A 10721-nucleotide genomic window follows, 5' to 3' on the forward strand; every position below is an offset into this window, starting at 1 on the left:
CCGGGGCCGGACGGGCGTCGCGGCGGACGTCAGGGCGCGGATCAGCGCCGCAGCGCGGCGAGGGTGTCGTCGAGGGTCGGGGCGCCCGGGCGGGGGCGGTTGTGCGGGAGGCGGCCGAGCAGGTTGCCCATCGCGCAGGTGTTGCTCAGGGCTGAGAACACCAGTCCGCCGCCGACCGCCGCCGCGAGCCAGCGGGCGCCCGGGCGGACCAGGTCCGTCAGCATGGCGCCGAGGACCAGTGAGCCGGCAACCAGCCGGACTTGACGGTCCATCGCCCACACCGCACGGGCTCCCTCCAGCCGGTTCAGCGGGTGGCCGGCGCTCGCCCAAGCGCCGGTGCCGCCGATCACCGGCACGGCCGGGATGCCGGCGGCCGTCAGGCGTTCGACCGCGGTGGTCGCGCGCGGGCCGGACGCGCAGGTGACGGCGAGTTCGCCGCGCGCGGCGGCGTCGCGCAGGGCGGTGAGGGCGTCGTCGAGGCGGTCGAGGGGGATGTTGAGCGCGCCGGGGATGTGGCCGGCGGCGTACTCGCCGGGGGAGCGGACGTCGATGAGGGTGAGCTGCTCCAGGCGGGGGCGGAGCTGCTCGACGGTCAGCGGCGTGGTCATGGGGGCCTTCCAAGGGGGGAGTTGTGTGCGGGTGAGCTGTGCGCGGGGGAGTTGTGTGCGGGGGAGTTGTGTGCGGGGGTCGGAGCGGAGTTTTCAGTGCAGGGCAGTCACGAGCATGAGGCCTGCGACGCCCAACAGCGCGAAGGCGAAGGCCTTCTGGAGTGTCCGGCCGCTGAGGCGGTCGGCGAGCCGCTTGCCGTCCCACGCGCCGAGGATCGCGGCGCCGGTGAAGGGGGCGGCGACGGCCCAGTCGATGGCGGCGGTGGCGCCGAGCCGGGGGACGAGGGCGGCCAGGGAGTTGGCGGTGATCACCAGCAGGCTGGTGCCGACCGCCTCGGCCATGGTGAAGGCGAGCACGGACACCAGCGCGGGGACGGCGAGGAAGCCCCCGCCGACGCCGAGCAGCCCGGTGACGGCGCCCAGGCCCGCGCCCGCCGCCGTCGAGCGGGCCGGACCGGCGGCGGAGCGCTCCTCCTCCCCGGCGTCGCGCCGCGGGGCGAGCATCCGCCAGGCGGCGAGTGCGGCCAGCACCGCGAAGGCGGCGGTGAGCAGCGCGGACGGCACGTGCGCGGAGAGCGCCCCGGCCGCCGCGGCGGCCGGCAGTCCGGCGGCGGCGAACAGGGCGCCGGTGCGCCAGCGCACCCGGCCGGCCCTGGCGTGCGCGACCAGGCCGGTCAGCGAGGTGGCGGCGACGATCAGCAGGCTGGCGGTGGTGGCGCGGGCCGGGCTGAAACCGAGCAGGTAGACCAGCGCGGGCACGGCCAGCATGCTGCCGCCACCACCCAGGCCGCCGAGCGCGAGGCCGACGACTGCGCCGGCGGCGAGGGCGAGGATCAGGGCGGTCATATGACGAGTCCCGCGTCACCGCCCGGCGTGGTCACGGGCAGGCCCGCGTGCGCCCACGCGGTCATGCCGCCGGTGACGTTCAGGACGGTGGCCCCGCGCGCGGTGAGCAGCTCGGCGGCCCGCTGGGAGCGGTTGCCGGAGCGACAGATCGCGAGGACGGTCCGCCCCTCGAACGCGGGCGGGAGCGGCGCGCCCGCGGCGAGGGCGACGAGGGGCAGGTGGACGGCGCCGGGGGCGTGGCCCGCGGCGTACTCGGCCGCGTCGCGGACGTCGAGCAGGACGGCCCCGGCGCTGCGGGCGAGGTCGTGGGCATCCGCGGCGGTGGTCTGCCCGGGGGCGGGCGGCTGTGCGGGCATGGGCTTCTCCAGAGGTGGGTGGCTGTGTCGACGGCCCCGTACGGCTCTCGGCGACGGCGGCCGGATCCCCCCTGCGGCTCACCATAGTACCCCCGGGGGTATTATCGAAACCGTTCGGCGATACCCCTCCTGGTATTCGGCCATGGCGGCCCTATGCTGGTAGACATACCGAGGGGGGTATCGAGATCGTCTCGCGGCGCCACTGTCGCGCCGCCCAGGAGGTGCCCGTGTACTTCGCCCAGTTATCACGAGTCTGACGTTTCCGCCCAGCTCGGGGGCATGATCGACCATCCGGGGTCAGCAATAGGTCAGCACGACTCCCGCAGGTACCAGCAGATGGCGACCACAGGCCTCGCCCGCGGCATGGGCAGCTTCTTCAAGGAGTGCGAGCATCCGGAGTCCCGCTGGAGCAAGTGCCCGCACGAGTACAAGATCAGGTACCGCAACGCGGCCGGGCGGTAGACGGAGGAGTCAGGCTTCGTCAACCAGGAGAAGGCGAAGGCCCGCCTCGCCGAGGTCTACCACGCGCGGAAGAACTCCCCGCAGAGCCAGCGCAAGGCGGAGCGCATCAAGAAGTACGGCGGCATGCACTTCTCGGCCTACACCGCTGAGTGGTTGAAGGGCCAGCGCCACCAGAGCCCGACATCGCTGCGGAACATCGACTCCATCCTGAAGAACCACCTCCTTCCAGCTTTCGGCAGTCGACGCATGGGCACGTTCGACCACAAGGTCGTGGAAGCGTTCGTCGAGACCATGGAGCGGAATGGCGTCGGCCTGGCGGCCCAGACCAATGCCTTCGTCAGGCTTAAGACCATCCTGTTGGACGCGCACAGGCTGGGCCTCTACGAGGACAGCCCGATGAACGGTGTCCAGCCTCCTCAGTACGACCCGGAGCGGGTGGTGATCCCCGCCCTTGCTCAACTGCAGGAGATCCGGAGCGCCGGCGACGACGCCTTCCGCCTGGTCGCGGAACTCATGAGTGGCTGCGGCCTGCGCAACGGCGAGGCATTCGCCGTCAACATCAACAACATCGTCGCCGATGACGTCTACCGCGTCACCGAGCAGGTCAACCAGGCGACCAAGACCTACGCGCGCCTCAAGCACCGCAAGGTCGGCGAGTACCGCGACGTGCCGCTGCCGACGCGCACCAGGCAGGCCATCGAGCGGTACGCGGACACGTACGGGACCGTGGACGGCTATCTTCTGCGCAATCCCAAGGACATCGGTCTGGCCATGCCGCATCACGTCATCCACAACCAGTGGCAGAGGATCAGGGCCTCCGGGCAGGTCGACATCCCCGAGGGCATGGTCCTCTATGGCCTGCGCCACTTCTTCGCGTCGAACTGCCTCAGCAACAACATCCCGATCACCGACGTCGCGGAGTGGATGGGCCACCGCAACATCGAGATCACCTTCAAGATCTACCGCCACCTCATGCCCGGCTCCATCAGCCGCGCGGCGCAGGTCCTGGACCTCGGCCTGGCTGCGTGAACGAGTGAGGGGTCTGCCCGCGGGCAGACCCCTCACTTGCGTCACAGGCTCACGCGCCGGACAGCCGCTGTTGCCTCACCCACGCCTGCACCTCGGACACCTTGAACTGAAGCTTCGCGTTCGGCCCCCCGCCGAACCGGTAGGGCGCGAGCCCCACCCGAGGTGCTTCCCGGTACACCCACGCGACGGACATGTTCAGGTACTCGGCAGTCTGCTTGACGCTCATGAACTGCTCGGGCACGGGCTCCTCCTAGGTGATCAGCCGAACTCGCGGAGCCTGAACTATCCAAGGAGAAAGGCAGTTTAGCCGTACCGTCGCCGCGTGATAGTGCCCAAAGGAGGACTCCTTTCGGTCGGCTCGTGCAGCGGAGCCGGAGGTCACCTGGCTGATCGCGAGCGCCTCGATTGCGTCGATAAAATACCCCCGGGGGTACACTCGGACGTAGAGCCAGCCCGTCAGACCCGACGAGGAGAAAACCCGTGATCTTCAGCCAGTACTACCTCGACTGCCTCTCCCAGGCCTCGTACCTGATCGCCGACGAGCGCACCGGCCGCGCCGTGGTGGTCGACCCCCGCCGGGACGTCGACGAGTACCTCGCCGATGCCACGGCGCGCGGCCTGACCGTTGTCGGAGTGATCAACACCCACTTCCACGCCGACTTCCTGGCCGGCCACCTCGAACTGGCCGACCGCACCGGCGCCTGGATCGGCTACGGGCAGCGGGCCGAGACGGAGTACCCGATCCGCAAGCTCGGCGACGGCGAGCGGATCGAACTGGGCGACGTCGCCCTGCAGATCATGGAGACCCCCGGCCACACCCCGGAGTCGATCAGCATCCTCGTCTACGAGCAGCCCGACGACACCGTCCCGTACGGCGTCCTCACCGGCGACGCCCTGTTCATCGGCGACGTCGGCCGCCCCGACCTGCTCGCCTCCACCGGCGTCACCGCCGACGAACTCGGCGCGATGCTCTACGACTCCGTCCACCGCAAGCTCATGGCCCTGCCCGACGCCGTCCGGGTCTTCCCGGCTCACGGCGCCGGCTCCGCATGCGGCAAGAACCTCTCCAGCGAGAAGCAGTCCACCATCGGCGCGCAGCGCCGCACCAACTACGCCTGCCGGCCCATGGACCAGGACACCTTCGTCCACATCGTCACCGCCGGCCAGACCACCGCCCCCGCCTACTTCGGCCACGACGCCGCCCTCAACCGCCAGGACCACCCCCTGCTCGACCCCACGCACACGGCCCGCCCCCTGTGCCCCGAAGGCTTCAAGGAGGCCCGCAGCGCGGGCGCCGTCGTCCTCGACGCCCGCAACCCCCAGGACTTCGGCGCCGGACACCTGCGCGGCGCCGTCAACGTCCCCATCGACGGCCGATTCGCCGAACAGGCCGGCACCGTCCTCACCCCCGACAGCGACATCGCGATCATCGCCCCGCAGGACCGCGAGAACGAGGTCATCACCCGCCTCGCCCGCATCGGCTTCGACCACATCGCCGGCTACCTGCGCAACCCCGACACCGCCCTGCCCGCCCTCGCCGACCACCTCACCCCCGCCAGCCGCCTCACCGCCGACCAACTCCGCACCGCCCTCACCACCGACCAGCCCCCCACCGTCCTCGACGTCCGCACCCGCGGCGAACGCGAAACCGGCGCCATCGAAGGCTCCCTCCACATCCCCCTGACCGAACTCCCCACCCGCCTCGCCGAGATCCCCACCGACCACCCCCTCGTCGTCCACTGCGCCAGCGGCCACCGCTCCTCCATCGCCGCCAGCCTCCTGCGCCACCACGGCCACCCCGACGTCTCCGACCTCCTCGGCGGCTATACCGCCTGGCACACCCTCACCCACCCCGACCGGCCCTGAACCCGGTCGCTCCGGTTCACTCCCCGCCCGGGCCGCGGGCGCTCCCGAAGGTAGCGCTCGCCACGTGAATCCAGGACACAACCGCAGTCCAGGAGTCACGTGCCCACCGGGTCCAGCAGTTCCGCTACGTCCGCCGGGTCAGCGAGCCCCTCGCAGCGCAGCAGCCACTGGTGGAACAATCACCAGCCGATCGGCGCCGCCGATTCGGGCCGCAGCGGGTGCGTTCCTTCAGCATGCCGTACTCGTCGCCGAATGCCTCGAAGGACAGCCGCTCGGGGCTTGCTCCGGCTGTGTACTCCAGACACGTCGGGGCGACGGTGGCCGCGCACCAGGCGGTCGTCCGCAGTTGGTTAGCGCGGGAGCGGAACGGCAGGAGGACGAGCAGCGCCGCCGCGGGCGGGGTACAGCTCGTACCGGCCGTGCGCATCCGGTTGGCCCAGCAGCCCCTCCACCCGTTCGGCGAACCGCACTGCCATGCCCGGGTCCTGCCAAGGATCGTCGCCGAGCGTGGCCTCGGCCCGGTCGCGCACCGCTGCCAGCGCTCCGGCAACGGCCAACGCGTGCGCCCGGTCGGCCGTCGCGTCCCGGGGGTCGGCACGTGGTCCCAAACGGACGACGCGGCGGCCGTCGGCGCCCAGGGGTCAACCTCCGGTGCGCCTGCAGCAGACGGTGGGTCACCGGACAGGTGGAAGTGGACGGTTCCGCCTTAGCCAGGGACGGAGCAGGGCGGGTCGCTCGGTGACCGTTGTAGGGATCTCCGTTGGTTGGGGGAGTGCGCGCCAATACTGTCATTCGTCGACCTTGGGGCGATGCCCATTTAGACGATAGACAAGATCATCTGGATGGCGGGCAACTCGGATCCACCGCCAAGCGGTGTCGTATTGACCCGAAACGCTAAATTTCCGGCACCTCCGTGATGTAGCGGACGTGTTGGCCCTGGAAGTAGCCGCGGACGATGTGCGGCTGCTTCTGTCGGCGGTGGAAGAAGCGGCGGACCTCGTCGGCGAGCTGGTCGGCGTTGCGGGCCCGGGAGGCCGGCAGCAGGGTTCGCTTCAGGTCGGCGTTGACCAGCTCGTCCGGGTTGGTCTCGGGCGCGTACGCGGGCAGCAGGTGCAGAGTGATGCGGCCGGGGTGATCAGCGAGCCAGGCCCTGACCTTCTTGCTGCGGTGGACGGAGTGCCGGTCGACGACGAGGTGGACCGGGCGGTCGAACTGCCTGTCCAGGCGGTCGAGGAAGTCACAGAACACCTCGGCGGTGAACGATCCCCGGTAGACCGTGAACCACATCCGGCCCCGCGGGCTGATCGCGGACATCGCGTTGACCGAGAACCGGTTGCCGGTCCGGTGCATGGTCGGCGTCTGGCCGCGCGGGGCCCAGGTCCGGCCGGACACCTGGTCGGAGCGGAGGCCGGTCTGGTCGGCGAACAGCACCTCGGCGCCTTCTTCCTGGGCCTTCGCGCGGATCGCGGGCCACCTCTCCTCGCGCCAGGCGCGGACTGCCTCCGGATCCTGCTCGATCGCGCGCTTGTCCGGTCGCTGGAACGACAGGCCCCACCGCTTGAGGTACTTGCCCACGCCCTGCTCGGTCAGCCGCACCCGATACAGCAGGGCGATCAGGTCGCCGACGATCGCGCGGGTCCACAACTGCCCGCCCAGGCCGAGATCTTCGGGCCGGTGGTCGATCAGGGCCTGCCGGACGCAGTGCTGCCGGTCCGGATCGAGCACCTGATGGTCGCCCACCCGCCGGCCACGGGTCCTGGACACCAACGCCTCACGGCCGCCGGCCTGCCCGGCGACCCACCAGTCGGTCACCGACTCCACGGTCACGCCCAGCAGTTCGGCCACCTCGCGCCGGTCCCGGCCCGCGCGAAGCGCCGCAACCGCCCGCATCCGCAGAACTTCCTGGGCCTTCGGCGACAGGCGCCGCGCGTCCCCAACCAGATCCGTCACGCCGGATCAACGAGCGCGGAACCTTACCGTTTCGGGTCAATACTGGCCGTGAACGCTCGCGGAGACGATGGGAGACACGGCCTTGGGTGAGGGCCGGCCATCCTTGGCAGACCAGCTGGCCAAGTCGCCCGAGTGGGCGCCCGAGCGGTACGCCGCGATTCGCCAGCACTTGGAGGGCGGCACTGCGCCTGCCGGTGTCGAGGAGTAAGGGACTGCACCGGCCCGGTCGGTTGCCCGCCGTGGCGTGCAACCGGCCGGGAGTCAGCGCCGGGTGAGTGCCATGGCCGGTACGCGGGGCGGTGTGATGCATTGGAGGTCGAGGGCAGGCGGAAGTTCGGCGATGCCTGGGCCGCCGGCGAGCGCGTACTGGGTGATCAGGTCGAGGCTGTTGTCGTCGAGGGCCCAGCCCAGCCAGACCGCGCGGCCGCCGCGGGTGCGTCCTCGGGTGGAGGGCTGGACGACGATGACGTTCGACTGCGCGCAGGCGTCGAGGCAGTTGCTGGTGCGGACTGCGAGTTCGCCGCCGGAGTCCGCGGCGGCCTGGCGGAGCAGGGCGAGTTGCTGGTCGTGGTCGGTGGCGGGGTGCTTGCTGGTGCTGCCGCAGCAGCAGCCCCGGCAGACGACCAGAGTGCAGGGCCGTCCGCCGGGCCGCAGGGTCAGCGGGCCAGAGCGGCCGGTACTTGCCAAGCCTCCACCTGCCCTTCGTAGTCGGCGAACACGAGCAGATCGGGCCCGGCCCAGGCAAGGGCGGTGACCGGTTCGGGCAGTTCACGCGCGTGCGCGGGCCGGACCAGGGCCCCGGGGCGGCCGGAGTCGGCTCGCCAGAGGGCGAGGGTTCCTTCGGCACCCGCGCTGGCGAGGACGGCGCCGCCACCCGGCCGCCAGGCGAGGGCGGTGACGGTTTCGTGGGCGCGCAGGGTGCGGGGTTTGGTGCCGGCGGGTCCCTTGCCGGAGAAGTCCCAGACGGTGATGTCGGGGGCGCCGTCGGAGGCGAGGCAGCGGCCGGTGTCGTCGAAGGCGAGTCGGGCGATCTTGTCGGGGTAGCCGTGCATGGTGAGGTCGTCGCCGATGGGGGCACCCCCGGCCGAAGGCTGGGGGAGGGTGCGCCAGATGTGGATGCTGGAGTCCTGGTTGCCGGTGCAGATCCATCGGCCGTTGGGGTTGAGCGCGATGGCGAGGTGCGAGCCGAGGTACCTGTACTCGGTGACCGGCTTGTCGGTGTGCCGTTCGTGGCAGCGCACGCCGCCGTAGGCGGAGCTGGCGAGGCGTCGGCCCTCGCGTAGCCAGGCGAGGTCGGTGACGGTGCTGGGGGCCGGGTCGGTGGTCCACTGCTGGGTGCCGTCCGGGTCCAGGACCAGGGCGCGGCGGCCGGAGGCGACGGCGACGCGCTCCGGCGAGGTCCAGCGCACCGCGTTGGACCAGGCTCCGGTGGCAAAGGTCAGGGCCCGGCCGTCGCAGCGCCGCCACAGGCCGTGGCCGGTGGGTCCGGTGAAGGCGAGGTGCGCTCCTTCGGGGGAGAATTCGAGGGCGAGCAGGCCGCCGGGCAGGCTGACGGTGCCGACGGGGGTGCCGGTGGCGGTCTCCAGGATCCAGGCGGTGCCAGCCGCTCCGGCGATGGCGACCGGCCGTCGGCCGGGGCGGTGGCGACGGCGACCGGGGCGTCGTCGACGGCCGTGGTCCAGCGGACGGAGATGTCGGTTGCGGTGGTCATGCGCGCACCCCCGCGAGGCAGTTGGCGAAGCCCTCGTTGAGGGCGGCGCGGTCGAGGTTGCGGCCGATGAAGACGAGCCGGTTGCGGCGGGTCTCGTCGGCGCGCCACTTGCGGCCGTTCTCGCCCTCCAGCAGCATGTGGACGCCCTGGAAGACGTACTGGCGCTCGTCGCCGGCGATGGCGAGGATGCCCTTGGAGCGGAAGATGTCCGCGCCCTGGGTGCGCAGCAGTTGCCCGAGCCAGGCGTTGAGGCGCGCTTCGTTCAGCTCACCGGGCAGGTCGATGCCGACCGAGGTGACGGTGGTGTCGTGCTGGTGCTCGGTCTCGGTGAGGAAGGAAGGGTCGCCCTCCAGGACCCGGTCCAGATCGAAGGCGTGCACGTCGAGGACCTTGGCCAGCGGCACCTCGGCCTGCTGAGCGGGGATGATCTCGACCATCGAGTTGATCGCGCGGATGTGCGAGGTCACCTCGGCGAGCTGCTCATGGGTGGCCAGGTCGGTCTTGTTGAGCACGATCCGGTCGGCGAAGGCGATCTGCTCGACGGCCTCGTTCTCCACGCCTTCGGGCTTGACCTCGGTGAGGTGTTCCAGGATGTGGGCGGCGTCGACCAGGGTGACGATGGCGTCGAGGCGTAGCTGGGAGGAGATCTCGTCGTCCATGAAGAAGGTCTGGGCGACGGGGGCGGGGTCGGCCAGGCCGGTGGTCTCGATGATGATCTGGTCGAACTTCTCGCGGCGGCGCATCAGGGCACCGAGGATGCGGATGAGGTCGCCGCGCACGGTGCAGCAGATGCAGCCGTTGTTCGTCTCGAAGATCTCTTCTTCGGCGTCGAGGACGAGGGCGTCGTCGATGCCGACTTCGCCGAACTCGTTCTCGATGACGGCGATCCGCATGCCGTGCTGCTCGGTGAGGATGCGGTTGAGCAGGGTGGTCTTGCCGGAGCCGAGGAAACCGGTCAGGACGGTGACGGGCACGCGGGTGTCGGCCTGGTCCTCAGTTTCGTCGGTGGTGGTGGCGGGGCTGGTCACGGTCGTTCTCCTTCGGCGGTGCGTGGTGCCTGGGTCAGGGCCTGGGCGAGCAGTTCGGTGGTGACCTCGTCGAGGGGGTGGTGCAGGGTCCAGCGCCGGATGGCACCGGAGGGTGGCAGTACGGCGACGACGGTCTTCACGGGTGGGCATCCCGGCTCGGTGCAGTCGAGCTGGCTGATGAGGACGGTGTCGTCCTCGGCCAGTTCGAGGAGTTCGCGGGTGTGGTTCTTGAGCGCGGTCAGCCGGGTGGTCCGGCGCGGTGACGGTGGTCTGGGCATGGCGGAGCCTCCTTCGGCAGTGCCGTAGGTGGTGGTGGGTGTGCCTGGGTGGTCAGCCGGCGGTTCTCGCGGCGGCGAGGCAGGCGGCGCAGGTGCCGGTCAGCTCGACGGTGTGCTGCACGTCGGCGAAGCCGGATATCTCGGCGACCTGGTCGGCCCACGCCTCGACAGCGGTGGCGTCGACCGGCTGGCTCGCGCCGCACTGGCGGCAGATCAGGTAGTGCCGGTGGTCGGGGCCCGGCCGGTAGCGGAACAGCTTCTCGCCGTTGGTGTCGCGCACCACGTCCGCGCGGCCGACGGCGGCCAGCGCGGTCAGGGTGCGATAGACGGTGCTCAGCCCCACCCGGGAGCCGGTGGTGAGCAGGCCGGCGTGCAGGAGTTGGGCGCTGACGAAGTCCTCACACCCGGCCAGGGCGCGAAGCACCTGGGCCCGCTGCGGAGTAAGGCGCCCGATCGACTCCTTGTCGTGCCCGGGGAGTTCCGTGGGGGGCGCGGGGGGGGGGGCGGGGCCGGCGGAGAGGTGTGGGAGCGGGGTGGGGGGGGTGGGGGTGTCCGTGGACCACCCGGGGTGGGGGGGGCGGGGCGGG

General features: G+C 71.3%; 13 protein-coding genes. 3 read left to right on the forward strand and 10 right to left on the reverse strand.

Features of this window, described 5'->3' with window-relative positions; all coding sequences use genetic code 11:
• Positions 1 to 41: 41 nt before the first annotated feature.
• The 3 genes from ACFVSN_RS35625 to ACFVSN_RS35635 form a co-directional block, all read right to left on the reverse strand.
• Positions 42 to 608, reverse strand: coding sequence for a rhodanese-like domain-containing protein (locus ACFVSN_RS35625; RefSeq protein WP_387603294.1), 567 nt, complete (start codon positions 606 to 608; stop codon positions 42 to 44).
• A 93-nt stretch (positions 609 to 701) separates the two neighbouring features.
• Positions 702 to 1454, reverse strand: coding sequence for a sulfite exporter TauE/SafE family protein (locus ACFVSN_RS35630; RefSeq protein ID WP_380491575.1), 753 nt, complete (start codon positions 1452 to 1454; stop codon positions 702 to 704).
• Positions 1451 to 1810 (reverse strand): rhodanese-like domain-containing protein, encoded by a 360-nt coding sequence (locus tag ACFVSN_RS35635; protein ID WP_387603291.1) that lies wholly within the window; start codon positions 1808 to 1810, stop codon positions 1451 to 1453. The genes ACFVSN_RS35630 and ACFVSN_RS35635 overlap by 4 nt, the downstream gene beginning before the upstream one ends.
• Positions 1811 to 2146: 336 nt before the next feature.
• Here ACFVSN_RS35635 and ACFVSN_RS35640 point away from each other — a divergent pair, with 336 nt between their 5' ends.
• Entirely contained in the window at positions 2147 to 2272 is a 126-nt protein-coding gene (locus ACFVSN_RS35640; RefSeq protein ID WP_387603288.1) for a hypothetical protein, read from the forward strand.
• A 123-nt stretch (positions 2273 to 2395) separates the two neighbouring features.
• Positions 2396 to 3301: a tyrosine-type recombinase/integrase gene (locus ACFVSN_RS35645; protein ID WP_387603285.1), complete on the forward strand. Its 906-nt coding sequence runs from the start codon at positions 2396 to 2398 to the stop codon at positions 3299 to 3301.
• 49 nt (positions 3302 to 3350) lie between these two features.
• Here the strand turns inward: ACFVSN_RS35645 and ACFVSN_RS35650 are convergent, their stop codons facing one another.
• Positions 3351 to 3542 (reverse strand): helix-turn-helix domain-containing protein, encoded by a 192-nt coding sequence (locus tag ACFVSN_RS35650; protein WP_387603282.1) that lies wholly within the window; start codon positions 3540 to 3542, stop codon positions 3351 to 3353.
• Positions 3543 to 3781: 239 nt separating this feature from the next.
• On the opposite strand from ACFVSN_RS35650, the gene ACFVSN_RS35655 reads away from it, so the two are divergent.
• Positions 3782 to 5167: a rhodanese-like domain-containing protein gene (locus ACFVSN_RS35655; RefSeq protein ID WP_387603279.1), complete on the forward strand. Its 1386-nt coding sequence runs from the start codon at positions 3782 to 3784 to the stop codon at positions 5165 to 5167.
• Between the two features lie 894 nt (positions 5168 to 6061).
• On the opposite strand, the gene ACFVSN_RS35660 is transcribed toward ACFVSN_RS35655, so the two are convergent.
• The 6 genes from ACFVSN_RS35660 to ACFVSN_RS35685 form a co-directional block, all read right to left on the reverse strand.
• Positions 6062 to 7057: an IS630 family transposase gene (locus tag ACFVSN_RS35660; RefSeq protein ID WP_387603276.1), complete on the reverse strand. Its 996-nt coding sequence runs from the start codon at positions 7055 to 7057 to the stop codon at positions 6062 to 6064.
• 321 nt (positions 7058 to 7378) lie between these two features.
• Entirely contained in the window at positions 7379 to 7804 is a 426-nt protein-coding gene (locus ACFVSN_RS35665; protein WP_387603273.1) for a (2Fe-2S) ferredoxin domain-containing protein, read from the reverse strand.
• Positions 7774 to 8526, reverse strand: a complete 753-nt coding sequence (locus ACFVSN_RS35670) for a WD40 repeat domain-containing protein (protein ID WP_387603270.1) — start codon at positions 8524 to 8526, stop codon at positions 7774 to 7776. Before ACFVSN_RS35670 ends, ACFVSN_RS35665 begins: the two co-directional genes overlap by 31 nt.
• A 298-nt stretch (positions 8527 to 8824) precedes the next feature.
• A complete protein-coding gene (locus ACFVSN_RS35675; RefSeq protein WP_387603267.1) occupies positions 8825 to 9856 on the reverse strand; it encodes a CobW family GTP-binding protein in 1032 nt (343 codons plus the stop codon).
• The gene (locus ACFVSN_RS35680; RefSeq protein ID WP_387603264.1) at positions 9853 to 10134 is read right to left on the reverse strand and encodes a hypothetical protein; all 282 of its coding nucleotides are present in this window, start codon (positions 10132 to 10134) and stop codon (positions 9853 to 9855) included. Before ACFVSN_RS35680 ends, ACFVSN_RS35675 begins: the two co-directional genes overlap by 4 nt.
• A 52-nt stretch (positions 10135 to 10186) precedes the next feature.
• Positions 10187 to 10588 (reverse strand): Fur family transcriptional regulator, encoded by a 402-nt coding sequence (locus ACFVSN_RS35685; protein WP_387927861.1) that lies wholly within the window; start codon positions 10586 to 10588, stop codon positions 10187 to 10189.
• Positions 10589 to 10721 lie beyond the last annotated feature (133 nt).

This window comes from Kitasatospora sp. NPDC057904, from assembly GCF_042887925.1.
Classification (GTDB): Bacteria; Actinomycetota; Actinomycetes; order Streptomycetales; family Streptomycetaceae; genus Kitasatospora.